Annotated in this window: 25 protein-coding genes; 17 read left to right on the top strand and 8 right to left on the bottom strand. The window is 73.8% G+C overall.

Translation table 11 applies throughout. From position 1 onward, the window contains the following. Positions 1 to 111: 111 nt before the first annotated feature. The gene (locus tag ACOJUI_RS13940) at positions 112 to 861 is read right to left on the bottom strand and encodes a hypothetical protein (RefSeq protein ID WP_422115540.1); all 750 of its coding nucleotides are present in this window, start codon (positions 859 to 861) and stop codon (positions 112 to 114) included. A gap of 180 nt (positions 862 to 1,041) precedes the next feature. On the opposite strand from ACOJUI_RS13940, the gene mshD reads away from it, so the two are divergent. From mshD to ACOJUI_RS13890, 10 genes are all read left to right on the top strand, one after another. Further along, positions 1,042 to 1,944: a mycothiol synthase gene (mshD, locus tag ACOJUI_RS13935; RefSeq protein WP_422115539.1), complete on the top strand. Its 903-nt coding sequence runs from the start codon at positions 1,042 to 1,044 to the stop codon at positions 1,942 to 1,944. 10 nt (positions 1,945 to 1,954) lie between these two features. Beyond that, on the top strand, positions 1,955 to 2,893 hold the full coding sequence (locus ACOJUI_RS13930) for an NUDIX hydrolase (RefSeq protein ID WP_422115538.1): 939 nt from the start codon (positions 1,955 to 1,957) through the stop codon (positions 2,891 to 2,893). Between the two features lie 58 nt (positions 2,894 to 2,951). Continuing rightward, positions 2,952 to 3,611: a DUF4190 domain-containing protein gene (locus ACOJUI_RS13925; protein ID WP_422115537.1), complete on the top strand. Its 660-nt coding sequence runs from the start codon at positions 2,952 to 2,954 to the stop codon at positions 3,609 to 3,611. Positions 3,612 to 3,876: 265 nt separating this feature from the next. Continuing rightward, positions 3,877 to 5,022: a phosphate ABC transporter substrate-binding protein PstS gene (gene pstS, locus ACOJUI_RS13920; RefSeq protein WP_422115536.1), complete on the top strand. Its 1,146-nt coding sequence runs from the start codon at positions 3,877 to 3,879 to the stop codon at positions 5,020 to 5,022. Positions 5,023 to 5,116: 94 nt separating this feature from the next. Then, the gene (locus tag ACOJUI_RS13915) at positions 5,117 to 6,214 is read left to right on the top strand and encodes a PstC family ABC transporter permease (RefSeq protein WP_422115535.1); all 1,098 of its coding nucleotides are present in this window, start codon (positions 5,117 to 5,119) and stop codon (positions 6,212 to 6,214) included. Positions 6,215 to 6,221: 7 nt separating this feature from the next. Beyond that, positions 6,222 to 7,388, top strand: a complete 1,167-nt coding sequence (pstA, locus tag ACOJUI_RS13910) for a phosphate ABC transporter permease PstA (protein WP_422115534.1) — start codon at positions 6,222 to 6,224, stop codon at positions 7,386 to 7,388. A gap of 28 nt (positions 7,389 to 7,416) precedes the next feature. Further along, on the top strand, positions 7,417 to 8,202 hold the full coding sequence (gene pstB, locus ACOJUI_RS13905; RefSeq protein ID WP_422115533.1) for a phosphate ABC transporter ATP-binding protein PstB: 786 nt from the start codon (positions 7,417 to 7,419) through the stop codon (positions 8,200 to 8,202). Between the two features lie 226 nt (positions 8,203 to 8,428). Next, positions 8,429 to 9,121 (top strand): ABC transporter ATP-binding protein, encoded by a 693-nt coding sequence (locus tag ACOJUI_RS13900; RefSeq protein ID WP_422115532.1) that lies wholly within the window; start codon positions 8,429 to 8,431, stop codon positions 9,119 to 9,121. After that, entirely contained in the window at positions 9,118 to 10,467 is a 1,350-nt protein-coding gene (locus ACOJUI_RS13895; protein WP_422115531.1) for an FtsX-like permease family protein, read from the top strand. Before ACOJUI_RS13900 ends, ACOJUI_RS13895 begins: the two co-directional genes overlap by 4 nt. A gap of 68 nt (positions 10,468 to 10,535) precedes the next feature. After that, complete coding sequence (locus ACOJUI_RS13890; protein WP_422115530.1) at positions 10,536 to 10,862, top strand: rhodanese-like domain-containing protein; 327 nt, start codon at positions 10,536 to 10,538, stop codon at positions 10,860 to 10,862. A 28-nt stretch (positions 10,863 to 10,890) separates the two neighbouring features. Here the strand turns inward: ACOJUI_RS13890 and ACOJUI_RS13885 are convergent, their stop codons facing one another. Beyond that, entirely contained in the window at positions 10,891 to 11,652 is a 762-nt protein-coding gene (locus ACOJUI_RS13885; protein ID WP_422115529.1) for a CPBP family intramembrane glutamic endopeptidase, read from the bottom strand. 41 nt (positions 11,653 to 11,693) lie between these two features. Here ACOJUI_RS13885 and ACOJUI_RS13880 point away from each other — a divergent pair, with 41 nt between their 5' ends. Beyond that, a complete protein-coding gene (locus ACOJUI_RS13880) occupies positions 11,694 to 12,383 on the top strand; it encodes an SDR family oxidoreductase (protein WP_422115528.1) in 690 nt (229 codons plus the stop codon). A gap of 9 nt (positions 12,384 to 12,392) precedes the next feature. Here ACOJUI_RS13880 and ACOJUI_RS13875 read toward each other — a convergent pair whose 3' ends face one another. From ACOJUI_RS13875 to ACOJUI_RS13865, 3 genes are all read right to left on the bottom strand, one after another. After that, positions 12,393 to 13,064 carry a DNA-3-methyladenine glycosylase gene (locus tag ACOJUI_RS13875; RefSeq protein ID WP_422115527.1) on the bottom strand — a complete coding sequence of 224 codons (672 nt, stop codon included), beginning with the start codon at positions 13,062 to 13,064 and terminating at the stop codon, positions 12,393 to 12,395. 18 nt (positions 13,065 to 13,082) lie between these two features. Continuing rightward, positions 13,083 to 14,507: an adenylosuccinate lyase gene (purB, locus tag ACOJUI_RS13870; RefSeq protein WP_422115526.1), complete on the bottom strand. Its 1,425-nt coding sequence runs from the start codon at positions 14,505 to 14,507 to the stop codon at positions 13,083 to 13,085. 65 nt (positions 14,508 to 14,572) lie between these two features. Then, positions 14,573 to 14,986 carry a phage holin family protein gene (locus tag ACOJUI_RS13865; protein ID WP_422115525.1) on the bottom strand — a complete coding sequence of 138 codons (414 nt, stop codon included), beginning with the start codon at positions 14,984 to 14,986 and terminating at the stop codon, positions 14,573 to 14,575. 50 nt (positions 14,987 to 15,036) lie between these two features. Here ACOJUI_RS13865 and ACOJUI_RS13860 point away from each other — a divergent pair, with 50 nt between their 5' ends. From ACOJUI_RS13860 to ACOJUI_RS13840, 5 genes are all read left to right on the top strand, one after another. Then, positions 15,037 to 16,134, top strand: coding sequence for a histidinol-phosphate transaminase (locus ACOJUI_RS13860; protein WP_422115524.1), 1,098 nt, complete (start codon positions 15,037 to 15,039; stop codon positions 16,132 to 16,134). Positions 16,135 to 16,309: 175 nt separating this feature from the next. Next, positions 16,310 to 17,638: an MFS transporter gene (locus tag ACOJUI_RS13855; protein WP_422115523.1), complete on the top strand. Its 1,329-nt coding sequence runs from the start codon at positions 16,310 to 16,312 to the stop codon at positions 17,636 to 17,638. 117 nt (positions 17,639 to 17,755) lie between these two features. After that, positions 17,756 to 19,045: a Gfo/Idh/MocA family protein gene (locus ACOJUI_RS13850; protein ID WP_422115522.1), complete on the top strand. Its 1,290-nt coding sequence runs from the start codon at positions 17,756 to 17,758 to the stop codon at positions 19,043 to 19,045. Between the two features lie 104 nt (positions 19,046 to 19,149). Further along, a complete protein-coding gene (locus ACOJUI_RS13845) occupies positions 19,150 to 20,157 on the top strand; it encodes a hypothetical protein (RefSeq protein WP_422115521.1) in 1,008 nt (335 codons plus the stop codon). Beyond that, a complete protein-coding gene (locus ACOJUI_RS13840; protein WP_422115520.1) occupies positions 20,103 to 20,744 on the top strand; it encodes a sensor histidine kinase in 642 nt (213 codons plus the stop codon). The genes ACOJUI_RS13845 and ACOJUI_RS13840 overlap by 55 nt, the downstream gene beginning before the upstream one ends. Before the next feature lie 13 nt (positions 20,745 to 20,757). Here ACOJUI_RS13840 and ACOJUI_RS13835 read toward each other — a convergent pair whose 3' ends face one another. The 3 genes from ACOJUI_RS13835 to ACOJUI_RS13825 are packed head-to-tail and all read right to left on the bottom strand — an operon-like array spanning position 20,758 to position 23,560. Then, positions 20,758 to 22,218 (bottom strand): glycosyltransferase, encoded by a 1,461-nt coding sequence (locus ACOJUI_RS13835; protein ID WP_422115519.1) that lies wholly within the window; start codon positions 22,216 to 22,218, stop codon positions 20,758 to 20,760. A 2-nt stretch (positions 22,219 to 22,220) separates the two neighbouring features. Next, the gene (locus ACOJUI_RS13830) at positions 22,221 to 23,198 is read right to left on the bottom strand and encodes a HEAT repeat domain-containing protein (RefSeq protein WP_422115518.1); all 978 of its coding nucleotides are present in this window, start codon (positions 23,196 to 23,198) and stop codon (positions 22,221 to 22,223) included. Continuing rightward, entirely contained in the window at positions 23,195 to 23,560 is a 366-nt protein-coding gene (locus ACOJUI_RS13825; protein ID WP_422115517.1) for a response regulator transcription factor, read from the bottom strand. The genes ACOJUI_RS13830 and ACOJUI_RS13825 overlap by 4 nt, the downstream gene beginning before the upstream one ends. A gap of 303 nt (positions 23,561 to 23,863) precedes the next feature. Here ACOJUI_RS13825 and ACOJUI_RS13820 point away from each other — a divergent pair, with 303 nt between their 5' ends. After that, the gene (locus tag ACOJUI_RS13820) at positions 23,864 to 25,339 is read left to right on the top strand and encodes a glycoside hydrolase family 3 N-terminal domain-containing protein (RefSeq protein WP_422115516.1); all 1,476 of its coding nucleotides are present in this window, start codon (positions 23,864 to 23,866) and stop codon (positions 25,337 to 25,339) included. Positions 25,340 to 25,347 lie beyond the last annotated feature (8 nt).

Below are 25,347 nucleotides of genomic sequence, written 5' to 3'. Positions count from 1 at the left end.
GATGACGAGGGCGATGTAGAACAGGGAGAGCGCGGACATGGCGCAGAGTCTATCGCCCCGCGGCGTCCCGGGGCGGCCGACGGCGCCGACCCGCCCGGAGGTGCTCGCGGCTCAGGCCGACACCAGCACGACCAGGTGCGCGACGACCCCCACCGTGGCCACCGGCACCGCGGCCACCGCGAGCGAGGGAGCCGGCTCCTTCGCGACCAGCGAGGAGCCCACCAGCAGGTGGGCGCAGCTCGCGCCGATCGCGGTGACCAGCCCGATCCCGATCGCCAGCAGCGGCACGGCGCCGCCCAGCAGCAGCGCGAGGGCCGCCGTCACCGCGGCGCCGATCGCGGCGGAGACCACGAAGCGCAGGACGGACGGCAGCGGCGTGCAGTTCAGCAGCAGCGTCGCGCAGAGACCCGCGGTGATCGCGGTGATCTGTCCGGTGGACCCGGTCTCGGCGGCCCCGGACTGGGCGATCACCCAGCAGGCGGCGATCCCGGAGACGAACACCCCGGCCACGGTCCCGGTCAGCGAGGCCGTGAGGCGCTGACGGTCCCGGCGCAGCATCTGGTGCACGAAGGAGGCGAACACCCCGGCGGCGCTGACCATCACCACGGCGGAGATGGGACTGATGCGCTCGGGCGCGATGAACCCGACCAGGGCCCCGAGGATCCCGGTGCCGGCGATCACCACCCGGGTCCCGGCGGGGGAGGGCAGCTCGAGCAGGTCCGGCCAGGCCACCCCGATCAGCAGCGCGAGCGCGGCGACGCACAGAGCCATCAGCAGCGGGGAGAGCGCGCCGGTGAGCGAGACCAGGCTCAGCAGGAGCGCGAGGGCGGCGCCCAGGGGTGCGCGCTCAGGAGCGGTCACAGGGCCTCCCTCGCGGTCGATTCCGGTCACAGTCTCACGCGGCCGACGGATCCGCGCGGGCGCTACAGTGGCAGTCTACGAGTGCCCGCAGGTGGCGGCGTACTCGAGCCGCATCTCGCACCGCACCCCGCAGGTCGCAGGCACCGCTCCCCGCCCTCCGCAGAGCCCCGGAAGGACCCCATGCTCACGACCGCCGCTCTGTCCTCCGCCCAGCAGGAGGAGGTCCGCGCCCTGCACCAGGCCGTCGCCGCGCACGACGGCGTCTCCGCGCTGGACGAGGCGGCGCTCCTCGCCCTCGCCGACGACACCGCCCAGCACCTGCTGCTCGAGGACCCGGAGGCAGCGGCCACCGCCGAGACCCGGCTACTCGGCTACACGAGCGTGCTGGCCGACGGCACCGTGCAGGGGATGGTCCACCCCGAGCACCGCCGTCGCGGCCACGGCAGCGCCCTCCTGCAGGCCGCCCTCGCTCTGCGCCCGGACGCCGGCGTCTGGGCGCACGGCGCGCTGCCGGGCTCGCTGGCCTTCCTCACCGCGGCCGGACTGGAGGAGACCCGTCGGCTGCTGACCCTGCACCGGAGCCTGGGCTCCGGCCGGCCGGTGCCCGAGGTCCGCCCCGCGAGCCTCCCGAACCTGCAGCTGGACACCTTCGACCCCGAGCGCGACGCGGAGCGCTGGGTCGCCGTCAACGCCGGCGCCTTCCGCGACCATCCCGAGCAGGGCGCCCTGACCCGCGCCGACCTCGACCGCCGGCTCGCGGAGCCCTGGTTCGACCCCGCGGACCTGCTGGTGGCCCGGCGGGCCGGCGAGCTGGTCGGCTTCGTCTGGGTCAAGCGCGAGCACCCGGGGGCCACGGCGTCCGACGCGGAGATCTACGTCGTGGCCACCGACCCCTCCGTGCAGGGGCACGGCGTCGCCGGTCACCTGCTGGCCGCGTCCCTGCGCCGGCTGCAGGAGGCCGGCGTGCCCGGCGTCGAGCTCTACGTCGAGGCCGACAACGCCCCGGCGCTGCGGCTGTACGAGAACTGGGGCTTCGCGGTGTCGGGTCGGGACGTGCAGATGCGCGCCACGGCGAGGCGCTGACCCGGTGCGCGTGGCTCCCGGGAACCCGCCGCCCGTCCTCGCCGCCGGCGTGCTGGTCTGGCGCGAGCGGGGCGGCGCCGTCCAGGTGCTGCTGGTCCACCGCCCCCGCTACGACGACTGGTCGATCCCCAAGGGGAAGCTCGACAAGGGCGAGACCTTCCCGGCCGCCGCGGTCCGCGAGGTGGCCGAGGAGACCGGCTACCGGGTGCGGCTGCACCGGCCGCTGCCGGCCTCGGTGTACCTGCTGCCGGACGGCCGCACGAAGATCGTGCAGTACTGGACCGGCACCGTCCGCGCGAAGGTCGCTCCCGGCCCGCGGGACCGCGGCGAGATCGACGAGATCCGCTGGGTCCCGCTGGACGAGGCGGAGAAGCTGGTCACCCGGCAGGGCGACCAGGTGCCGCTGGTGTCCCTGCGCCGCTTCCTGGAGGCCGACGAGCTGGTGACCGCGCCGATCATCATCCAGCGGCACGCCGCGGCCGTGTCCCGGGCGAAATGGCGCAAGGGCGAGAAGAGCCGCCCGCTGAACTCCAAGGGCAGGAAGCAGGCCCTCGCCCTGCCGCCGCTGCTGGACGCCTTCGACCCGGCCAGCGTGGTCAGCAGCCCCTGGGAGCGCTGCCGGGCGACCGTGGCGCCGCTGGCGAAGATCGAGGGGCTGAAGGTCCGCACCAAGGACGAGCTCACCGAGGCCGGCCATGCGGAGCACCCCTCCCGCACCGCCGCGGTGATCGATCGGGTGCTGCGACAGGCCCGCCCGACGGTGGTGTGCACCCACCGCCCGGTGCTGCCGACGATCATCGACTCGGTGCGGGCGGTCGCCCAGCCCGGGGCCGCCCTCGAGCTGCCCCGGGAGGACCCCTTCCTCGCGGCGGGGGAGGCGCTCATGCTGCACACCACGCCGGGGGGCACCGTGGTGGCGATCGAACGGCACCTGCCGAACATCGGCTGAGCTGACGCCGCGGGATCCGGGATGCCGGGGCCCGCGTAGGGGAGGAGACGGGACGGACATGAGCTGGGACCAGGAGCACGACGCCCACTGCGCGGCCGGGGGACGGTACGGGGCGCCGCAGCGGCGGGAGCACGACCCCTGGACCGGGGCCGCCTCCGGCGCCGCCCCGGCCCATGACCCGTACGCGAGCGGCGACCCGTACGCCCTCGGCGACCCGTACGCGGCCGGGCCGGGCGGCTCGGACCCCTACGCGACCGACCCGCTCGACGCCGACGGTTTCGGGCCGAGCTTCTCGTCCCCGGCAGCGCCCAGCGGGCACGGGGACGTCCCGTCCTCGCAGGCGCCGATCGGCGGGGCCGCCGGCTACGGGGCGCCCGGCTACGGGGCGCCGGGCCACGGAGCCACCGGCTACGGGACGCCTGGCTACGGGCCCGCCGGCTACGGGGCCGTCCGGCCGAGCTCCGGCTCCGCGATCGCCGGCTTCGTGCTGGGCCTGCTGGCGCTCGTCATGTGCGCCGGGCTCACCTCACCGGTGGGGATCTTCCTGTCGGCCCGGGGTCTGCGCGAGACGGGCCCGGCGGCCGCCGCGCCCAAGGACGGCCGGGGACTGGCCATCGCCGGCATGGTGCTCTCCCTGGTCGGACTGGTCCCGCTGCTGCTGATGCTGGCGTACATCGCCCTGGTGGTCCTCGCGGTCGGGATCGAGACCACCGGCTGAGGGCCCGGGTCGGGGCCGCGGCGGCGCCCGCGCGGTGCCGGTTCCCCGCCCCCGGCCGGTGGCCCGGCACGCCCCCGGACGCCCCGCGCGGCGAACTGTGACCTGATCGTATCCGGGCCCTGACCTGCGAGGACGTCGCGCATCCGGGGGAGTTCACCTGCTGTTCACGCAAGGACGGGCGCTGCGTCACCTGCGCTCCCTAGCGTCACCGCTGACAGACTTCAGCAGGACAGACCCGGGCCGTCGGCCCCCGAAAGGACACGCAGTGAACGTTCGTCGAAACAGGCTCGTCTCGCTCGCCGCGCTCGGACTCGTCGGCGGCCTCGCCCTGACCGCGTGCGGCGGCGGCTCCGGCTCCGACTCCGCCGCCGGCACCGGCGCCTCCGACAACGGCGGCGCGTCGGCCGGCGCCTACGCCGAGCTGAGCGGGAACATCGCGGGCTCCGGCGCGTCCTCCATGCAGAACGCCCAGACCGCCTGGAGCGAGACCTTCATGGGCCTGGTCCAGGCCGAGGGCGGCGACCTCACGGTCACCTACGACCCCACCGGCTCCGGCACCGGCCGCGAGCAGTTCCTGAACGGCGAGGTCAAGTTCGCCGGCACCGATGCCGCCCTGGACGAGGAGGAGCTGGCCGCCTCCACCGCGGTGTGCAACGACGAGCAGGCCTTCAACCTGCCGGTCTACATCTCCCCGATCGCCGTGGTCTTCAACCTCGAGGGCATCGACTCCCTCAACCTGCCCCCCGCGGTCATCGGCGGCATCTTCGCCGGCGACATCACCACCTGGAACGACCCGGCCATCGCCGAGCACAACCCGGACGTCGAGCTGCCCGACCTGGACATCGTCCCGGTCCACCGCTCGGACGACTCGGGCACCACCGAGAACTTCACCGAGTACCTCTCCGCCACCGCCCCCGAGGCCTGGACCCACGGCCCCATCGAGACCTGGCCCATCGAGGGCGGCCAGTCCGGTGACGGCACCTCCGGCCTGATCTCCACCGTCGAGGGCGGCCAGGGCACCATCGGCTACGCCGACGCCTCCCAGGCCGGCGAGCTCGGCACCGCCGCCATCCAGGTCGGCGAGGAGTTCGTCGAGTACAGCGCCGACGCCGCCGCCAAGTCCGTCGACGTCTCCCCGCGGGCCGAGGGCCGCGCCGAGAACGACATCGTGGTCGAGCTGGACCGCACCACCACCGAGTCCGGCGTGTACCCGATCGTCCTGATCTCCTACCTCGCGCTGTGCGGCTCCTACGCCGACTCCGCCGAGGGCGAGGCGGTCAAGGCCTACGCCTCCTACATGGTCTCCGAGCAGGGCCAGCAGACCGCCCTGGAGAACGCGGGCTCCGCCCCGCTGTCCGCGGAGCTGTCGGCCGAGGCGCAGGCCGCGATCGACGGCATCACGGTCGGCTGATCACCACAGTGCACGAGGGGGTGCCGCCGGGCCGGTCCAGGCCCGGCGGCATTCGCGTGCCGTCCCGCTTCCCGTGAGCCCTGAGGAAGGTCCCATGAGCACCACTGATGTCCCGCCGGCCGCCCCGCCGACGTCGCAGGACTCGATGCGGTCCAGCAGCCGCCGCTTCGGCGACGCGATCTTCTCCTACCTGAGCATCGGCTCCGGGCTGCTCATCTTCCTGACCCTGGCGGCGGTGGCGATCTTCCTGTCGGTCGAGTCGGCCCCGGCCGTGATGGAGAGCCGGGAGGTGATCGGCGAGGGCGCGGAGTTCTCGCTGATCGAGGCGACCCTGCCGTATGTCTTCGGGACCATCCTGGCGGCGGTGATCGCCCTGACCATCGCCGTGCCGGTCGCGATCGGCATCGCGCTGTTCATCTCCCACTTCGCCCCGCGCCGCATGGCCTCCGGGCTGGGCTACATGATCGACCTGCTCGCCGCGGTGCCCTCGGTGGTCTACGGCCTGTGGGGCGGGATCTGGCTGGTGCCCCGCCTCGAGCCGCTCTACACCTTCCTGAACTCGGCGTTCGGCCGGCCCGACCGCGGACTCGGCCAGATCCTGCGCTGGCCCGAGAGCTTCCCGCTGGACGGCCTGACCTGGCCGCAGTGGTGGCCGCTGTACGACTGGGCCGGCACCGAGGTCTTCGGCTGGGGCGGGGAGCCGATCCTCGGGCTGTTCGCCGGGGACCCCACCGCGCCGATGCGCAACCTAACCTCCGCCTCGATCGTGCTGGCGGTCATGGTGCTGCCGATCATCACCTCGGTCGCCCGCGAGGTGTTCCTGCAGACCCCGCGCCTGCAGGAGGAGGCCGCGCTCGCGCTCGGCGCCACTCGCTGGGAGATGATCCGGACCGTGGTGCTGCCCTTCGGCCGCAGCGGCGTCGTGGCCGCCTCGATGCTGGGCCTGGGCCGCGCCCTCGGCGAGACCATGGCCGTGCTGATGATCCTGGCGCCCGGAGCGAGCTTCTCGTTCCGGATCCTCGAGGTCGGGCGGCACCAGTCGATCGCGGCGAACATCGCGGCCAAGCAGGCCGAGTCCTCCGGGACCGAGATGTCGCTGCTGATCTTCACCGGCCTGGTGCTGTTCGTCCTGACCTTCGTCATCAATGCCATCGCCCGCTGGATCGTCGCCCGCAGCGGCGTCAGGAGCTGAGGTCCCCATGAGCGCCCCCACCACCACCGAATCCCGGCAGTCGATGATGCGCGGCACCGACGAGCGCCGCCTGCCCTGGTACCACCTGCTCTACACCGCCGCCGCCGGCGCGGTCCTCGCGATCCTCGTGCTGATGCTCCTGGACGCCCTGACCGTCGCGGGCGTCATCCTGCTCGGCTTCGTCCTGCACCTCGCGATCGCCTACGGCTACGCACGGATCCGGGAGGGCCGGCGCTGGGCGATGGACCGCCTGGTGACCTTGGTCGTCATCGGCGCCTTCGGGATCGCGATGTTCCCGCTGCTGTCGCTGATGTGGGAGGTCGTCAGCCGGGGCCTGATCCGCGCGGTCAGGGCCGCCCCCACCCCCTTCGCCTTCTGGACCGAGGACATGTCGGGCATCATCGGCGGGGCCGACGCGGGCGGCGTGTTCCACGCCGCCGTCGGCACCCTGCTGATCACGCTGTGGGCCTCGATCATCTCGATCCCGGTGGGACTGTTCACCGCGATCTTCCTGGTCGAGTACGCGGACGTGGGCTGGCGCCGGGTGCTGGGTAAGGGCGTCACCTTCCTGGTGGACGTCATGACCGGCATCCCCTCGATCGTCGCCGGCCTGTTCGGCCTCAGCCTGTTCCTCGCCTTCATGCCCGACCAGGGCACCCGCATGGGCATCATGGGCGCGGTCGCGCTGTCGCTGCTGATGATCCCCACCGTGGTCCGCTCGAGCGAGGAGATGCTGCGGCTGGTCCCGATGGACCTGCGCGAGGCGGCCTTCGCCCTGGGCGTGCCCAAATGGCTGACCATCGTCAAGGTGGTGCTGCGCACCGCGATCGCGGGCCTGACCTCCGGGGTGACCCTGGCGATCGCCCGCGTCATCGGCGAGACCGCGCCGCTGCTGCTGACCGTGGGCATGGTGACCTCGGTGAACTGGAACATGTTCGACGGACGCATGGCGACCCTGCCGACGTTCATCAACCAGCAGTACCGCAACGGCAGTGCCCAGTGCATGAACGAGACGGTCACCAACCCCATCAACCAGCAGGTCTACGCCTGCTCGGTCACGACGAACATCGATCGCGCCTGGGCGGCGGCCTTCACCCTGATCCTCATCGTGATGGTGCTCAACCTCGCCGCCCGCCTCGTCGCCTACTACTTCTCCCCCAAGCTCAGCCGCTGAGCCGACGGCCCCCCGGAAAGGACCCTCGATGGCAGCCCCGCAGCCCATCAACGTCGAAGACCTCAACATCTACTACAGCGACTTCCTCGCCGTGGAGGGCGTCGACCTCCAGATCATGCCCCGCTCGGTGACCGCCCTGATCGGCCCCTCCGGCTGCGGGAAGTCGACGTTCCTGCGCACCCTGAACCGCATGCACGAGGTGATCCCCGGTGCGTACGCGAAGGGTCGGGTGGAGATCAACGGCGAGAACATCTACGACCCGAAGATCGACCCGGTCAACGTGCGCCGCCGCGTGGGCATGGTCTTCCAGAAGGCGAACCCCTTCCCGACCATGTCGATCCGCGACAACGTCCTGGCCGGCGTGAAGCTCAACAACCGGCGCATCGCGAAGTCCGACGCCGAGGAGCTCACCGAGCGGGCCCTGCGCGGTGCGAACCTCTGGGAGGAGGTCAAGGACCGCCTCGACAAGCCGGGCATGGGCCTGTCCGGCGGTCAGCAGCAGCGCCTGTGCATCGCCCGCACCATCGCGGTCAAGCCCGACGTGGTGCTGATGGACGAGCCCTGCTCCGCGCTCGACCCGATCTCCACCCTCGCCATCGAGGACCTGATCCACGAGCTCAAGGAGGAGTACACGATCGTCATCGTCACCCACAACATGCAGCAGGCCTCCCGGGTCTCGGACCGCACCGGCTTCTTCAACATCGTCGGCACCGGCAAGCCCGGCCGCCTGATCGAGGTCGACGACACCGAGCGGATGTTCACCAACCCCACCAACAAGCAGACCGAGGACTACATCTCCGGCCGCTTCGGCTGAGCCGCGCGGCTCGCCCGGGCATCCGACCACGGGCTGACGCCCCTGGGGCCAGGATCGCTCCGGGGGCCGACGCGCACCGGGGGCGGCGCGGGACACAGTGGTCCCATGAACCTCGCCCCGCCGCCCTCCGCCCCGCCGGCCACCGCCCCGACGCCCCCCCGCCCTGGCCAGCCCCCAGCAGCGCCCTGCGGCGGCGGTTCCGGCGCTGTCCGCGCGGGGCCTGGTCATGACCTACGGCAGCTCCGCCGCGGCCACCCGCGCCCTGGACGGCGTCGACCTCGACCTCGCCCGCGCCGACTCCCTGGCCGTGATGGGCCCCTCCGGCTGCGGCAAGACCACCCTGCTGCACCTGCTGGCCGGCATCCTCACCCCCACCTCCGGCACGGTGCACCACGACGGCACCGACCTGGCGAGCCTCGGCGACCGCCGTCGCACCCGGCTGCGCCGCAGCGCCTTCGGCTTCGTGTTCCAGGACGGACAGCTGCTGCCCGAGCTGACCGCGCTGGAGAACGTGATCCTGCCGCGCATGCTCGGCGGGACCTCGCGCCGCGCCGCGAGCGCCGAGGCCCGCGCCTGGCTGGACCGGCTGGGACTGGCGGGTCTCCACGAGCGCCGCCCCACCCAGCTCTCCGGCGGTCAGGCGCAGCGGGTCGCGATCGCCCGCGCCCTGGCCGGCCGCCCCTCGGTGGTCTTCGCCGACGAACCCACCGGCGCCCTCGACCAGCGGACCGGCGCCGCCGTGCTGCAGGTCCTGGTGGACAGCTGCCACGACAGCGGCGCCAGCCTGGTCATGGTCACCCACGACGCCACGGTCGCCGCCGTCTGCCGCCGCACCGTCGCCATGCGCGACGGCCGCATCGCGCAGGAGTTCGTCCGGCCCGACGCCCAGCGGGCCCCGCTGACGGCGGTGGCCCGATGAGCTCCCTGCTGGCCACCGCCCCGCTGCTGCTGCGCCGCCGCGGCGCGCTCGCGGACCTCCTGCCCGTGATCGCCTTCGCGGCGGCCACCGCGATCACCGCCACCGTGCTCGGCGGCGCCGCCGCCTTCGTCGGCCGGATGCCGGCGACCGATCCGCCGACCACGCCCGAGGGTTCGGTGATGTCCTCGCTCGCGCTGTGCGCGGTGGTCGCCTCCGTGCTGCTGCTGCCCAGCGCGATCGGCCTGGGCGGCTCGGCCGCCCGCCTGTCCCTGGCGCGCCGCGAGCAGGACCTGGCCACGATGCGGCTGGTCGGCGCCACCGGCGGCCAGGTCGGCGCGACCGCGGTGCTCGACGTCGCCGCCCAGGCCCTGCTCGGCGCCGTGGCCGGCCTGCTCGCCCACCTCGCCGCGGCCCCAACCCTGACCCGGCTCGACTTCGGCGTCACCCCGTTCACGACGGCGGACCTGCTGATGCCCGCCTGGGCGTACGCGCTGCTGGCGATCGCGCTGGTGCTGATCGCCGCCGGCTCCGCCGCCGTGTCCCTGACCGGGGTCGTGCTCAGCCCGCTGGGCGTGGCCCGCAACTCCCGGGTGGTGCGCATGTCCGTGCTCCGGGTGGTGCTCTGGGTGGTGGTCGTCCTGGGGTTCCTCGGCTTCGCCCAGGTGGGCGGGATGCTGCTGGGGCAGGTGGCCGACGGGATGCTGGTGATCGCGATCCTGGTGGCGTTCATCGCCGCGATCGTCGCGGGCCTGAACGTGGTGGGTCCCTTCGTGGTGTGGGTGGTCGCGATGCTGTGCGCCCGCCTCGCGCCGACCCCGTCCCTGCTGGTCGGGGCGCGGCGACTGGCCGCGGACCCCCGCGCCGGCTGGCGGGCCGTCTCCGGCATCACCTTCGCGCTGGTGATCGCCGGCTTCCTGACCACCTTCGCCACCTTCCCGGCGAGCTCGAGCGCGGAGGACACGATGCTGATGACCGCGCTGAGCACCGGCGGGCTGCTCACCCTGGGCATCGCCGCCGTGCTCGCCGCCGTCGGCACCGGCGTCGCCCAGACCGCCCGGGTGATCGACCAGGCCCCGACCCTGCGCGCGCAGCACATCGCCGGGGCGGAGGTGGGGCAGCTGCACCGGGCCCGCCTGGCCGAGATCGCGGTGCCCGTGCTGCTGAGCACCGTGCTCGCCACCGGGACCGCGCTGCTGGTGCTCGGCGCGATGTTCGGCAGCCAGTCGAGCAACGTCGAGGGCGTGGTCCAGTACCTGCTGAGCGTGCTCTGCGCCTACGCACTGCTGATCGCCGCGGTGCTGGTGGCCTCCCCGCTGGTGAGGCGGTACGCGCACCGCGGCCCCTGAGCGGCCCGGGCCGGGGCCAGGGCTCCGGCTCCGGCTCCGGCCCCGGCCCCGGCCGCTAGGCTGGGGGCATGGACTTCCAGACCGTCACCCCGAACGAGGTGCCCGAGGGCGCGCATCTGATCGACGTGCGCGAGCAGTCGGAGTGGGACGCCGGCCATGCGCCGGGCGCCCAGCACCTCCCGGCCAGCACGCTGCTGCAGAACCTCGACCAGCTGCCCGACGACGACCGCGACCTGTACATCATCTGCCGCGGCGGCGGGCGCAGCTTCCAGGTCGCACAGTGGATGACCGCCAACGGCTTCGACGCCATCAACGTCGCCGGCGGCATGGACCAGTGGTTCGAGTCCGGCCTGCCGATCGAGTCCGACGGCGAGGGCGAGGCCTTCATCCTCTGAGCCGCCGGCGGCGGGCCGGCGTCCGCGCTCACCGGCCCAGCGCGTCCTTCACCAGCGCGTAGCCCACGAAGGCCACCACATCGATCAGGGTGTGGGCGATCACCAGCGGCATCGTGCGCCGGGTGCACCGGAACCACTGGCCGAACACCAGGCCCATGGCCAGGTTCGCGAGACCCGGCCCCACCCCCTGGTAGGTGTGGTACGCGCCGCGCAGCAGCGCCGAGACGACGACGATCCGCCGTCCGGACCAGCCCAGCGCCTCGAGCCGCTGGACCAGGTAGCCGACCACGATCACCTCCTCGACCAGGGCGTTCTTGAGCGCTTGCAGGACCAGCACCGGCACGGTCCACCAGTGGGTCCCCAGCGCCGCCGGGACCACCTCGAGGGTCGCCCCCAGCAGGCGGCCGAGGGAGTAGAGGACCAGCCCCGGGACCCCGATCCCGGCGGTGAGCAGCACCCCGTGGGCGAGGTCCCGCAGCGGCCGGCTCAGGTCCATCCCCAGATCGCCCAGGGCCCGGCCCAGCGAGCCGGCGCTCAGGGTCAGCAGTAGCACCACCAGCGCGACCGGCACCAGCGCGAAGACGATCGACAGCAGCTGGTACAGCAGGTCCAGCCACGGCTCCTCGCGCAGGGTGGGGTTCAGCGCGGTGCTCTGCGCGGCCAGGGGACCGGCGGCCAGCGCCTGGGCGAGGGCCAGCAGCGAGTACACGGCGCTGCGGCCCAGCGACAGCGCGAGCACGACCAGCACCTCGGCGCGCAGCCAGGCCCGCGGCGGGGTCGTCGTCTCCATCGCCTCATGCTCTCACCCGGGTGCCGTGCCAGACTCCTGCCATGACCTCACCAGCAGTCCTGATCACCGGAGCCACCCGCGGGATCGGCCGCGCCGTCGCCGCCGAGCTCGCCGCCGACCACCACCTGATCCTGGGCGGCCGCGACGCCGCCGCGCTCGCGGCCCTGGCCTCCGAGCTCCCCTCGGCCACCCCCTTCGTCGCCGAGCTCACCGACCCCGCCGCGCTCGCCCGCGCGGTGGCCGCGCTCGAGCTGCCCGACGGCCTGGCCGGCCTGGTCCACTCGGCGGGGATCCTGGTCAGCGGCAGCATCGAGGAGCTCACCCCGGAGGACTGGACGCGGTCCTTCGCGGTGAACGTGGTCGCGGTCGCGGAGCTGACCCGGCTGCTGCTGCCGGCGCTGCGGGCCGCCCGCGGCACCGTGGTGACGATCAACTCCGGCTCCGGGTTCACGGCCGGCCCCGGCGGCGGGGCCTACAGCGCCTCGAAGTTCGCGCTGCGCGCCCTGACGGACTCCCTGCGCGCCGAGGAGCGCCCGCACGGGGTGCGGGTCAGCGCCGTCCACCCCGGCCGGGTCGCCACCGACATGCAGCGCCAGCTGCGCGCCTTCGAGGGCGGGCAGTACCAGGAGCAGGACTACATGCGCCCGGCGACGGTCGCCGCGACCGTGGCCCTCGCGCTGCGCCTGCCGGCGGACGCGAACCTCGAGACGCTGTCGGTGCGCCCGCGCTGACGGGCACCCTCAGCGGTTCAGCGCACCGGGCCCGGAGACGGTCGGATCGCCCGCGATCCGGAACCGCCAGGGGTAGAGCAGCGGATCCGAGGCCTCCTCGCGCAGCCCGATCCGGGGGCCGACGGCCAGCTGCGGATGGGGCAGCGCCGGCGCCCGGCCCGGCAGCTCCCCCTCCCGCAGGTCCCGCGGGTCGCCCCGGCCCAGCAGATGCATCTCCCCGGCTGGGGCGCACAGGTCCATCCCGTCGTCGGCGAAGGTGACGCCGCAGGCCACGGTGGCGCGGCCGGGGCCGCGCGCGAGGTCGCGCTCGCTGCGGCACACCCCGGCGGCGCGCCGCCGGGCGAAGGCGAGGTCGCTGCCGCCGACGACCTCCCCGGCGCGGATCAGGCACCCGGTGCCGATGCCCTCCGCGTCCGCGACGATGTTCATGCACGAGTGCAGTCCCATGTGACGGTAGACGTAGAGGTGCCCGGGCGCGCCGAACATGGTGGCGTTGCGGGCGGTGAGCCCCCGGAAGGCGTGGGAGCCGGGGTCCTGCGCGCCGACGTACGCCTCGATCTCGGTGATCCGCAGCGCGACGCCGCGGCCCACCAGCACGCAGCCCAGCAGCAGCGGGGCCAGCTCGAGGGCGGGTCGGTCGAAGAACTCCCGGGGGAGCGCGTCCTCAGGCGGCACGGGCACGACGTCCGTCCGCGGCGCTCATCCCGCCGCTCCGTCGGCGTCCGCCAGGTGCTCGACCAGTGCGGCGGCGCAGCCGGTGTAGGTGTGCGGGCTCAGCGCCAGCAGGCGCTCCCGCTCGGCCTCCGGCAGCCCCAGCTGCTCGACGAACTCGCGCATGCCCGCGCCGGTCACGCGCTGACCGCGGGTGAGGTCCTTCAGCCGCTCGTAGGGGTTCTCCATCCCGGGCACGCCCTGCACGCCCAGGGTGCGCATCACCGACTGCACGGCCTCGCCGAGCACCTCCCAGTTGGCCTCGAGGTCCGCGGCCATCGCGTCGGCGTCCACGTCCAGGCCCGCCAGGCCCCGGCGCAGGTTGGAGATCGCCAGCAGCGAGTGCCCGAGCGCGGGGCCCACGTTGCGCTGGGTGGTGGAGTCGGTGAGGTCGCGCTGCAGGCGCGAGGTGACCAGGGTCTGGCCGAGCGAGTCCAGCAGGGCGCCGGAGATCTCGAGGTTCGCCTCCGCGTTCTCGAAGCGGATGGGGTTGACCTTGTGGGGCATCGTCGAGGAGCCGGTGCCGCCCTGGGCGGACAGCCGCTGGCGGAAGTAGCCCAGCGAGATGTAGGTCCAGATGTCGGTGGCCAGGTTGTGCAGGATGCGGCCGGCGCGGGCGATGTCCGCGTACACCTCGGCCTGCCAGTCGTGGGACTCGATCTGCGTGGTCAGCGGGTTCCAGGTCAGGCCCAGGTGCTCGACGAAGGAGCGGGAGACCTGCTGCCAGTCCGCCGCGGGCACCGCCACCGCATGGGCGGCGTAGGTGCCGGTCGCGCCGTTGATCTTGCCGAGCATCTCGTCGGCCGCGATGCGGCGTGACTGGCGGCGCAGGCGGTGCGCGAAGACCGCCATCTCCTTGCCCAGGGTGGTGGGGGTGGCGGGCTGGCCGTGGGTGCGCGAGAGCATCGGCACCTCCGCGGTCGCGCGGGCGAGCTCGGTGAGGTCGTCGATGACGCCCTGCAGGGCGGGCAGCCACACCTCGTGCACGGCCCCGCGGATCATCAGCGCGTAGGAGAGGTTGTTGACGTCCTCGCTGGTGCAGTAGATGTGCACCACCTCGGCGAGCGGCTCGAGGCTGGTGCCGGCCAGGCGGCGCTTGATGTAGTACTCGATCGCCTTGACGTCGTGCACGGTCTCGCGCTCGATCTCGGCGTGCTCGGCGATGCCCTCGGCGCCGAAGTCCTCGGGGATGGCGCGCAGCAGCGCGCGCTCCTGCTCGCTCAGGGTGCGCAGGCCGGGGATGACCCCGCCGTCGAGCAGGTGGATCATCCACTCGGTCTCCACCACCAGGCGGGCGCGGTTCAGCGCGGCCTCGGAGAGGTGGTCGACCAGGGGCGCGGCCTGCGCCCGGTAGCGGCCGTCGAGGGGGGTCAGGGCGATCGGCGGCGTGATGTCCGCGAAGGAATGAGCCATGCCCGGCATTGTCCCAGAACCCTCGGCGGCCCGCCGCCGAGGACATCCCTCGGCGGGCCCGCGGGTCAGTCGCGCGCTGCGCGGGTGCGCCCGCCGCGCTCGTCCCCGACGCCGGTGACGCCCGCGACGATCGCCGAGAGCAGGCCGATGATCAAGCCCGCCCCCAGCGCCCACCAGAAGCTGTCGAACTGCAGGGTCAGTCCCAGCAGCCCCGAGACCCAGCTCGCCAGCAGCAGCATCAGGGTGTTGATGACCAGCTGGAACAGGCCCAGCGTGAGGCAGGTCAGGGGGAGCGCGAGGAACGAGAGGACGGGGCGGATGATCGCGTTGATCAGGCTTAGCACCAGTGCGATGGCGCCGATGGTGAGGACCTGGGTGAGCAGGCTCGCGCTGTTCTCGCCCAGGTGCATGCCGGGCAGGATCAGGGCGGTGACCCACAGCGCGAGGCCGGTGACGATGACGGAGCCGAGTAATCTCATGGACCCATTGTCCGTGCCGGACCGGGCGGCGCGCGCCCTATCCTGGCGCCATGTCCGACCAGCCCGCCGAGTCCATCCGCCTGCGCCCGGCCCTCGAGAGCCTGCCCTCCTACGTCGCCGGGAAGCCCGCGGCCGACGACGGCCGGGCCCGCTACAAGGCCTCCTCGAACGAGTCCCCCTTCCCGCCGGTCGAGTCGGTGCGCCAGGCCGCGATCGCCGCCCTGCAGAGCGCCCATCGGTACCCCGACGCCTCCGCGGCGGCGCTGCGCGCGGCGCTGGGAGCGAAGCACGGGGTCGAGCCCGCCCAGATCGCCCTGTCGACCGGATCGGTCGCCGTGACCGGGGACCTGGTGCGCGCCCTGGTGGGGGAGGGCGACGAGGTCGTGTTCGCCTGGCGCTCCTTCGAGGCCTACCCGATCCTGGTCGGCTCCCACGGCGGCGTGCCGGTGCCGGTGCCGCTGACCGCGAGGCACGAGCACGACCTGCCGGCGATGGCCGCGGCGATCACCGACCGCACCCGACTGGTGCTGCTGTGCACCCCCAACAACCCCACCGGCCCCGCGCTGAGCACCGAGCAGGTCGAGGACTTCCTGGCCCGGGTGCCCGAGCACGTGGTGGTCGCCATCGACGAGGCCTACCGGGAGTTCCACGACCCGGCGACCGTGCTCGGCACCGCCGGGATCTTCCGCCGCCACGGCAACGTGGTCCTGCTGCGCACCTTCTCCAAGCTGCAGGCCCTGGCGGGTCTGCGGATCGGCTACGCGGTCGCCCATCCGCGGCTGGCCCGCGCGCTCGGCCAGGTCACCCTGCCCTTCGGGGCCTCGATCCCGGCCCAGGCGGCGGCCCTGGCCACCCTGCAGGGCGACGTCCCCCAGGAGCTCGAGCGCCGCGCGGCCTGGATCCGCGCCGAGCGCTCCCGGGTGACGGCGGCGCTCGCCGGCCAGGGCTGGTCCCTGCCCGTCAGCCAGGGCAACTTCGTCTACCTCCCGCTCGGCGCGGAGTCCGCGGCCTTCGCGGAGTTCGCCGAGGCGCGCGGCCTGGTGCTGCGCCCCTACGGCGCCGACGGGGTGCGGGCCACCCTCGCCGAGCAGGAGGCCAACGACCTGCTCATCGAGATCGCCGGCGCCTGGCGGCAGCCTCGGGCCTGACCACCGTGCCGGCCGCCCGCCTCGGCCCGGGCCGCGACCGCTGCCCCGCAGGCCGGTGACGGCGAACACCGCGATCCGCCGCGGGCAAGGCACGGACACGCCGAGGCGGCGGGCTCGTGCGCGGTCTAGGCTCGGTACGGCCGTCGCCACCGCACGGCATCGCTGAAGGAGGACCATGGGCGCCCGCGCCGCCGACACCAGCACCCTCGGGGGACCGCGCGCCTACCTGGTCTGGACCGCCGCCGTGGGGGCCTACGGGATCGCGGTCCTGCAGCGCACCACCATGGGCGTGGCCGGCCTCGAGGCCGCGCAGCGGTTCGAGACCTCCGCGACCATCGTCTCCACCTTCGTGGTGCTGCAGCTGGCCGTCTACGCCCTCGCCCAGGTGCCCGCCGGGCTGCTGCTGGACCGCTACGGCTCCCGCGTCACCCTGACCGGCGGGGCGATCCTGATGGGCCTGGGCCAGCTGCTGATGTCCCAGACCGAGACCGTCGGGGTGGCGATGATCGCCCGCATCGTGCTGGGGATGGGAGATGCCCTGACGTTCTCGAGCGCGGTCCGCCTGGTGCCGGCCTGGTTCCCGCCGGCGCGGGTGCCGGTGCTCACCCAGCTCACCGGGATCCTCGGCCAGGTGGGCCAGATCGCCTCTGCCGTGCCCTTCGTCGCGGTGCTCACCCACGCCGGATGGGCCCCCGCCTTCTCCGCCGCGGCCTCCCTCAGCGCCGTCGCCGCCCTGCTGGCGGTGCTGCTGGTGCGGGCGACCCCGCCCGGGGTGGCGCGCCCGCGGGTGCGCCAGGAGCTCTCGAGGCTGCCGCTGATGCTGGGGAGGATCCTGCGCCACCCGGCCACCCAGCTCGGCTTCTTCACCCACTACACCGCAGGGTTCACCGGCATCGCCTTCTCCATGATGTGGGGCTACCCGTACCTCACCGCGGGGGAGGGACTCAGCCGCCCGGCCGCGTCGGCGGTGATGACGGTGCTGGTGGTGGTCTCGATCGTCGGCGGTCCCCTGATCGGCACCCTCACCCAGCGCCATCCGCTGCGCCGCTCCACCCTGGTGCTGCTGATCTGCGCCGCCATCGTGGTGCCGCTGCTGGCCCTGGTGCTGTGGCCCGGCCCCGCCCCGATCTGGCTGCTCATCGTGCTGGTCGCCGGCTTCTCGATCGGCGGGCCCGCCAGCAGCGTCGGCTTCGACTTCCCCCGCACCGACCTCGCCGAGCACCGGCTGGGGACCGCGACCGGGGTGGTGATCATGGGCGGCTTCCTGGGCGGGCTGGCCGCGATCCTGCTGATCGGCGTCATCCTCGACGTGCTGCGGCCCGCCGGGGACTACGACCTGGCCGCCTTCCGGCTCGCCTTCGCCGTGCAGATCCCGATGCTCGCGCTCGGGGTGATCGGCATGCTGCTGACGCGCCACGCCCTGCGTCGGCGGATGGCCGCGCAGGGCCGGGAGGTGCCGCCGTGGCGCGACGTCTGGCACTCGGGGCGCTGGCGCCGGCTCTGAGCGCCCTGCCGATCCCGCGCCGCCCCGCGCGCCGGGCCCCGGTCCGCCGCAGCGGCTTGCCGCGCGCGGGGAGTGTGCCGTAGCGTCTCCCCGACCGCTTAATTTCAAGGAGGAAGTATGTCGTTCACGCTGGGCATCGTCGGGATCGGCCAGTTCGGCTCCCACTTCGCGGAGCTCTTCGCCGCCCACCCCGAGATCGACGCGCTCTACGCCGTCGACTCCGTCCCCGAGCGGATCGACGCCCTCGAGGCGCGCGGGGTCCCCTTCGCAGGCCGCTTCGACACCCTCGAGGACCTGCTCGCCTCCGACGTCGACGCGGTGGCGATCTTCACCCAGCGCTGGACGCACGGCCAGCACGCCCTGGCGGCCCTGCGCGCCGGCAAGCACGTCTACTCCGCGGTGCCGATGGCGATCGAGGAGGAGGAGATCCGCGCGATCACCGAGGAGGTGCAGCGCACGGGCCTGGTGTACATGATGGGCGAGACCAGCCAGTACAACGCCGCGGTGGTGCTGGCCCGCCGCATCCACCGCTCCGGTGCCTTCGGCGAGGTGTTCTACGCCGAGGGCGACTACATCCACGACATGGACCTCGGCTTCTACGACGCCTACAAGTACTCCGGCGGCGAGAACTGGCGGGCCACCGCCTCCTACCCGCCCCTGCTCTACCCCACCCACTCCATCGGCGGCATCCTCGGAGTGCTGGGGGAGCGGCACGCCGTGTCCGTCTCGGCGCTGGGCCGGCCCGACACCCGCGGCGACGGTGTCTTCGACAAGGACGTCTCGATGTTCGCCAACGACGTCTCCAACGCCTTCGCGCTGTTCGAGATGGACAACGGCGGCGCCTTCCGCACCAACGAGCTGCGCCGCGTCGGCTACCCCAGCCACCAGCGCGAGTCCCGCTTCCGCTTCTTCGGCGAGGAGTCCTCCTTCGAGGAGACCATCGACGTCACCTACTGGCACGACAAGCAGCGCGCGCTGGCGGTGACCGACCTGATCCGCACCGACGCCACGATGAGCCTGGACGACCCCCGCCTGGCGGACGTCTCGCCGGCGCTGCGGGACGCCTTCGTCGCCGGTGCCGCCCGCGCCCACCACCAGGAGCGGTTGCCGAAGGAGTTCCACGGACTGCCCAACGGGCACGAGGGCGCCCACCACTTCCTGGTCGACGACTTCGCCCGCGCCGTGGTCGACAGCCACCAGCCGATGGTCAACGCCTGGCAGGCCGCCCGGTACACCCTGCCCGGCGTCATCGCCCACCAGTCGATGAACCGCGGCGGGGAGCGCCTGGCGATCCACGACCTCGGCGACTGCCCGCTGCCGGTGGTCGATCTCGACGCCGACCAGAGCGTCCTCGACGCCCAGGCGCTCGCCGCGGCCGTCGAGGAGCTCAGCGGTGTGACGAGCTGAGCAGGGCGGCGCCACCCCGGCGGGACCGGGGCGGCGCCGCGGATGGCTAGAGTGCGACAGTGCCCCCTCGCCCCCTACGAGCTCGAGCGCTGAGCCTGCTCCGGATGCCCGGTGCCGCCCTCGCCGAGACGGTCAGCCCCCGGTCCGCGCTCGCCCATCAGCTCGCCCTGTCCGCCTCGATGCTGCTCGGCATCCTGCTCGTGACCGATCAGGTGCTCGGGATCCCGTGGCTCTACTGGGCCGGACAGCTCGCCGTGAACGGGCTGTCCCTGGGTCTGGTGGTGGGGATGCTGCTGAGCCGCTTCGGGGTCGCCCGCCCCCTCTGGGCGGAGCGGCTGCTGGTGCTGCTGCCCGTGCTGGACCTGCTGGTGCTCGCCGTCAGCCGCTGGTCCGTGGTCAACACCTCCGGCTTCCAGGGCTTCCTGATGGCCGTGCCCATGGCCTGGCTGGCGGCGCGGTACCGGTTCCAGGGGGCGGCGCTCGGCATCGCGATGGCGCTCGGGTCGATGGGGCTGGGCTTCCTGATCCTGCCCGAGCACGACGTCGTCGAGGTGCTCTCCCGGGGCCTGGCGACCACGGTCCTCGCCGGCTCCGTGGCGCTCGTGGTGGCGGGGGTGGTGACCCGGCTCGACGAGCAGCGCCGTCGCCTCGAGACCGTGAGCGTGGCGCTCGGCGTGGTCTCCCTCGTGCTCGACGAGGACGGCGCGGTGCTCGAGGAGAGCGGCCGGCTGCGCGGGGCCGCGCGCGGCAGGAGCATCCCTGAGCTGCTGGCCGATCCGGTCTTCACCGAGAACGGTCGCGTGCCCCTGCCGCCGGAGCGCAACCCGCTGGCGCGCGCGGCCCGCGGCAGCACGCTGGACGGGGAGGCCGTCTGGGCCGAGCTCGACGGCGGACGGCGGGTGGCGCTCTCGGTGAGCTCGACGGCGCTCACCGAGACCCGGACCCTGGTGGTGGTCCAGGACGTCACCGCCTCACTGGCCGCGGTGCTGCAGGAGGAGCAGTTCCTGGCAAACGTCTCCCATGAGCTGAAGACCCCCTCACCTCGATCGCCGGATACGTGGAGCTGCTCGAGGACGAGGTCGACTCCCCGGCGGGCGGGGATCCCGCGGTGATCCGCTCCCACCTGCAGGTCGTCACCCGCAACGTCACCCGCCTGCAGCAGCTCATCCTGGGCCTGCTGGAGACGGCGCGCTCGGTCAGCAGCGACCGGATCGGCTCGCGGGGCGGCCCCCACCGCGTCACCCTGCTCGACGAACTCGTCCGCCGGCAGGTCGAGGCCATCTCGCCCCGCGCCGCCGCCCGCCGCCTGCGCTGGTCGCTCCAGGGCTGCGATGCCCCGCTGGAGCTGGTCAACGCCGATCTCGAACGGCTCGGGCAGGCGATCGACAACGTCCTGTCCAATGCGGTGAAGTACGCCCACGAGGGCGGGCTGATCAGCGTGGAGCTGGGGATGGAGGGGAACCAGGCGCGGCTGGTCGTGCGCGACGAGGGCATCGGGATCAGCCAGAGCGATCTGCTGGGACTGTTCACCCCCTACTTCCGCGCCCGCACCGCCACCGACGCCGGGATCCCCGGGTACGGACTGGGGCTGATGATCACCCGGCGCATCGTCCGCGCCCATGGCGGTGAGATGAGCATCGCCTCGGAGATCGGGGTGGGCACCCGGGTGGAGCTGGTGATCCCGGTGGTGCGCACCTGAGGCGCCCGCCCGCTCAGGAGGTCGAGAACCCGGTGCGCGTCATCTCGCCCCACACCGCCTGGCGGCCCCGCAGCGCCTGCCACCAGCCCTGCAGTCGCCACACCGCGGTCAGCTGGCGGTAGCCGAGGTTCTCCAGCAGTGCGCACGCCACCATCAACCCGAGGGTGCGCAGGTCCGTGCGGCGGCGGTGGGACATCTCCTCGAGCAGCACCGACAGCACGGTCACCAGCACGCCGCAGCCCAGTGCGATGCCGAGCAGGGCCAGGGTCAGGACGGGGCTCACCGCCCCGGTCAGCAGGGCCGCCACGATCATCACGACCCCCAGCACCTCGAACAGCGGGGCGAAGAGCTCGAACAGCCAGTAGTAGGGCAGGCCCACCATCCCGACCCGGCCGTACCGCGGGTTCAGCAGCATGCCGCGGTACTTCCACAGCACCTCCCACAGGCCCCGGTGCCAGCGCACCCGCTGGCGGCGCAGCACCGGGAGGTTGTCGGGCACCTCGGTCCAGCAGGTCGGCTCCGAGACGAAGACCATCCGGTACTCCCGTCGGCGCCGCCGGCACCAGCGGTGCACCTTCAAGGTCAGCTCCATGTCCTCGCCGATGGTGTCGGGATCGAAGGCGCCGACGGTCAGCAGCACATCGCGCCGGTACACGCCGAAGGCGCCGGAGATCAGCAGCAGCGCACCCAGCCGCGACCATCCCGCCCGTCCCAGGCTGAAGGCCCGCAGGTACTCGACCACCTGGAAGCGGGCCAGCCACTGGCTCGGGAGGCCCTCCTCGGTGACGCGGCCGGCCACCACCCGGCTGCCGTTGACCGCTCGGATGTTGCCACCGGTGGCGACCACGCGCAGCGGGTCGTCGAGGAAGGGCTGCACCGCGAGCAGCAGCGCGTCCGGATCCATGATCGAGTCGGCGTCGAAGATGACCACCAGGTCCTTCGCGGCCAGACCGATGCCGGCGTTGGTGGCGTCCGAGCGACCCGAGTTCTCCGAGTCCACCACCAGCAGCGGGATCCCGGGATCCCGCGCCTCGTAGACCTGGCGGATCGCGCCGCGGATCTCGACCTGCGGCCCGGCGTCGACGCTGCGCGCGCTGGGGACCAGGTCGAAGGCCTCCTGGAGCACGGCCAGGGTGTCGTCCGTGGAGCCGTCGTTGACCACCACCACCTCGTGATCGGGGTAGTCCAGCGCCAGCGAGGAGCGCACCGATTCGATGATCACCGCGGACTCGTTGTACGCCGGCATCACCACGGTCAGGCCCAGGGAGACCGGCGCGGTGGCGGTCTCGGCGAGGTCGAGCACCGAGCGTCGCGCCGCCGAGCGCTGGGTGTCGACGAACCCGAGCACCACCAGGGCCAGGTAGACGAGGTTGATGGCCAGGAAGTAGGCCAGGGTCGGCCAGGCGGCCACGATCAGCACCAGGCGCACCGCCTCGTGGAGCGCGGTGCCGGTGAGATCCAGCAGGTCGAGCACGGTCAGCTCCTCCTCGTCGGGGCGCTGCTCGCCAGCAGCGGGGCCAGCAGCGCGTCGCCGCGGCGGGAGACCTCGCCCAGCGCCTCCGCGGTCAGCTCCTGCGGCAGCGCCAGCAGGGCCTGCACGCAGCGGGTCCGCACCGGTCCCCAGGGGGAGCGGGTGCCCTCGAGCAGGGCCGGGACTGACGAGGCGCGCCCGACCCTCAGCAGGGCGGAGGCGGCGGCGAGCTGCACCCCGGGGCTGGTGTCCCGGCGCAGCAGCAGGGCTAGCCGGTCGGCGTCGGCCACGCTGGTGAGCTCCCCGAGCGCCTGCGCGCAGGCCGCGCGCACGGTCGCCGAGGGATCGTGGAGTCCGGCGCGGATCGCCTCGAGCGCGTCGGCGGAGGCGGAGCCCTGGCCGATCAGCGAGGTCACCACGACCAGGGAGGGGACCTCGCCCGCGCCGCGGAGCACGTCGAGCACCGCGGCGACCGCCGCCGAGGACGGGTAGGCGGAGGCGGCGCGCACCGCCGTCGTGCGCACGATCGGCGCGCGATCGCCGACGGCTCGGCGCAGCAGCTCCGCGTCCTCGGGCAGGCCGAGCTGACCGAGCCGGCGCACGGCGGCGGCCCGGGTGGTGGTGCGGCGCGAGCGGGCCCGACGCCGCAGCAGCGCGGGATGGCCGCGCTCGACGAGCATCTCCACGATCCGCTGCCGGGCCTCTCCGCGCACCGTGCCCAGCATCGACAGCAGCCGATCGTCCACGCGGTCGCCGAAGGCCCCGCTCGCGGTGCGCAGTGCGGCGGCCGGCGCCCGGTCATCGTCCTCGACCAGGGTGAACCGGACCACGAGCGGTCGGGCCTGCGCATCGAGCCGGTCCCGTCGGCGCCGGCGCAGGGCCCGCACGCCGTGGACGGCCCCGAGCAGGAGCACGCTGAGGGCGATCAGGATCCAGACGGCGACCAGGACGGTGAGGATCAGCCGGGCGTCGAGCTCGATCATCGGCGGGCCAGGATCGAGGTGATCCGGGCCGCCAGCTCGCGCGGGGAAAACGGCTTGGTCATGAAGTCGTCGACCCCCGCGGTGAAGCCGTTCTCCACATCGCGCTCCTGACTGCGGGCCGTGAGCATGAGGATCCGCAGGTGGGAGCCCTCCGCGCGGAGGAGCCGCACCAGATCCACGCCCGTCATCCCCGGCATCATGTGATCGACCACGGCGAGGTCGAAGCCGTGGTCCGCCGCGAGGGCATCGCGCGCCGCCTCCCCGGAGCCGACCGCGGTGACCGCGTGCCCGGAGGAGCGGAGCTTGAGGGAGACCAGTTCTACGATGTCGGGGTCGTCGTCCACGACCAGGATGTTCGCCACCGCCCCATCCTAGGCATCATTCCTGCTGGCAGGGCGCGGATCGTCGGACCGCACACGCAGCGACCGCCCCGGCGCCGGCTCCGCGCGGCCCGGACCGCGCCCGCGCGGGAGCGGGGCGTCGGCGGTGGTAGCGTCACGGCGCACACGCATCGCAGCGTGGTCCTCGGCCCGGCCGGCATCGACGCCGGCATCGACGGTGCGGTCCGGGGAGCGCACGGGAGGAGCCGCGGCCATGAGCATCACCCCACCGGCCCTGACCCGCGCCCGGCGGGCCCCCGCGCCCGGCCCCGGCGAGGTGGGCCGATGACGACCGCGCCCGCCCCCCAGCCCGGCTGGGACCCCGACGTGCTCGGCGTGCTCATGGCGCCCTTCACCGGCACGGAGCTGCCCGACTGGGTGGGGGAGGTGCTCGAGGCGGGCCTCGCCTCGGTGATCCTGTTCGGTCACAACACCCCCGACCTCGCGACCACCGGGCGCCTGGCCCGCGCGATCCACGCCCGGTCGGAGCAGTGCGTGATCGCGATCGACGAGGAGGGCGGGGACGTCAGCCGCCTCCAGGCGGGAACCGGCTCCGCGCTGCCCACCGCCTGGGCCCTGGGGGAGGTCGACGACATCGAGCTGACCCGGCACGTCGGCAAGGCCCTCGGCGACCTGCTCGCCGCCTGCGACCTCGACCTGGACCTCGCCCCGGTGCTCGACGTGTCCACCGACCCGGCGAACCCGGTGATCGGCACGCGCGCCTTCGGCGACGATCCCGACCGGGTCGCCGCCCACGCGCGGGCCTTCGCGACCGGCCTCGTCGAGGCGGGCCTGGGCACCTGTGCGAAGCACTTCCCGGGCCACGGGGCCACCGCCACCGACTCCCATACCGCGCTGCCGCTGATCGAGCTGGAGCACCGGCAGTTCGCGACCGAGCACCTGGCGCCGTGGCGCATCGTCCCCTGGCTGGACGGCGTGATGACCGCCCACGTGCTGGTCCCCGCCCTCGGTCAGGGGCCCGCCTCCCTCTCCCCGTGGGCGCGCCCGCTGCTGGAGCGCACCATCGGCGGCACCTTCCGCGGCCTGCTGATCACCGACGCCCTCGACATGGCGGCCGTCGCCACCGATCCCGGCTCCGGCGAGGCGGCCGTGCGCGCCCTCGAGGCCGGGGCCGATCTGCTGTGCCTGGGCAGCTCGCTGGGCCGCGACGACCGGCAGCTGCTGCGCGCGGCCCACGACGCCGTGCTCGCGGCCGTGGACTGCGGCCGGCTCTCCGCGTCGACGCTGCGCGAGCGCGCCGCGCACACCCGCTCGGTGCTGCGCACCCTGCGCACCCGGCGCCGCTTCGTGCCGGCCCCGGACCCCGACGTCGCACTGCGCCGGGCCGAGCAGCTCGGGGCCCAGGCCGCCGCGCGGGCCGTCCGTGCCCGTCACGCGCGCCTGGATCTGCGACCCGCCCTGGTCGTGGACCTGCGCCACCGCGCCCAGCACGCCTCCGGGGCCCGCTCCCAGCAGCTGGTCGACGCGCTGCGCGAGCAGGGGGTCCACGCCGGGATCCGGGACTACCCCGACCAGGTCGACCGGGCGCCCCAGCTGCTGGCGCTGACCCGCCTGCCCCGCAGCGACCCGGAGGAGCGGGACCGCCTGCAGGCACTGCTGGCGCGTCGGCCCGACACGATCGTGGTCCACACCGGCGTGCCCGACGCCGCTTCCGACCACCGCCGCCTGGTCCTGGCCCACGGCGCCGGACGCACCATGATGCGGGCCGCGGTCGCGCTGATGATGCGCGGGCAGAGCTGATGCGGGTG

The organism is Brachybacterium sp. UNK5269 (assembly GCF_049266655.1).
In the GTDB taxonomy this organism is placed as follows: Bacteria; Actinomycetota; Actinomycetes; order Actinomycetales; family Dermabacteraceae; genus Brachybacterium.
Note: the sequence above shows the minus strand (reverse complement) of the source record. Positions and strands in the feature narration are given on the sequence as shown.

What these genes read in the sequence shown, in the direction of transcription:
- ACOJUI_RS13855 (WP_422115523.1), top strand. Translation starts at nt 16,310, where the DNA reads ATGGGCGCCCGCGCCGCCGACACCAGCACCCTCGGGGGACCGCGCGCC.
- ACOJUI_RS13830 (WP_422115518.1), bottom strand. Translation starts at nt 23,198, where the DNA reads ATGATCGAGCTCGACGCCCGGCTGATCCTCACCGTCCTGGTCGCCGTC.
- ACOJUI_RS13890 (WP_422115530.1), top strand. Translation starts at nt 10,536, where the DNA reads ATGGACTTCCAGACCGTCACCCCGAACGAGGTGCCCGAGGGCGCGCAT.
- ACOJUI_RS13850 (WP_422115522.1), top strand. Translation starts at nt 17,756, where the DNA reads ATGTCGTTCACGCTGGGCATCGTCGGGATCGGCCAGTTCGGCTCCCAC.
- ACOJUI_RS13820 (WP_422115516.1), top strand. Translation starts at nt 23,864, where the DNA reads ATGACGACCGCGCCCGCCCCCCAGCCCGGCTGGGACCCCGACGTGCTC.
- ACOJUI_RS13860 (WP_422115524.1), top strand. Translation starts at nt 15,037, where the DNA reads ATGTCCGACCAGCCCGCCGAGTCCATCCGCCTGCGCCCGGCCCTCGAG.
- ACOJUI_RS13900 (WP_422115532.1), top strand. Translation starts at nt 8,429, where the DNA reads ATGACCTACGGCAGCTCCGCCGCGGCCACCCGCGCCCTGGACGGCGTC.
- ACOJUI_RS13885 (WP_422115529.1), bottom strand. Translation starts at nt 11,652, where the DNA reads ATGGAGACGACGACCCCGCCGCGGGCCTGGCTGCGCGCCGAGGTGCTG.
- ACOJUI_RS13880 (WP_422115528.1), top strand. Translation starts at nt 11,694, where the DNA reads ATGACCTCACCAGCAGTCCTGATCACCGGAGCCACCCGCGGGATCGGC.
- mshD (WP_422115539.1), top strand. Translation starts at nt 1,042, where the DNA reads ATGCTCACGACCGCCGCTCTGTCCTCCGCCCAGCAGGAGGAGGTCCGC.
- ACOJUI_RS13865 (WP_422115525.1), bottom strand. Translation starts at nt 14,986, where the DNA reads ATGAGATTACTCGGCTCCGTCATCGTCACCGGCCTCGCGCTGTGGGTC.
- pstB (WP_422115533.1), top strand. Translation starts at nt 7,417, where the DNA reads ATGGCAGCCCCGCAGCCCATCAACGTCGAAGACCTCAACATCTACTAC.
- ACOJUI_RS13895 (WP_422115531.1), top strand. Translation starts at nt 9,118, where the DNA reads ATGAGCTCCCTGCTGGCCACCGCCCCGCTGCTGCTGCGCCGCCGCGGC.
- pstA (WP_422115534.1), top strand. Translation starts at nt 6,222, where the DNA reads ATGAGCGCCCCCACCACCACCGAATCCCGGCAGTCGATGATGCGCGGC.
- purB (WP_422115526.1), bottom strand. Translation starts at nt 14,507, where the DNA reads ATGGCTCATTCCTTCGCGGACATCACGCCGCCGATCGCCCTGACCCCC.
- ACOJUI_RS13915 (WP_422115535.1), top strand. Translation starts at nt 5,117, where the DNA reads ATGAGCACCACTGATGTCCCGCCGGCCGCCCCGCCGACGTCGCAGGAC.
- ACOJUI_RS13925 (WP_422115537.1), top strand. Translation starts at nt 2,952, where the DNA reads ATGAGCTGGGACCAGGAGCACGACGCCCACTGCGCGGCCGGGGGACGG.
- ACOJUI_RS13845 (WP_422115521.1), top strand. Translation starts at nt 19,150, where the DNA reads ATGCCCGGTGCCGCCCTCGCCGAGACGGTCAGCCCCCGGTCCGCGCTC.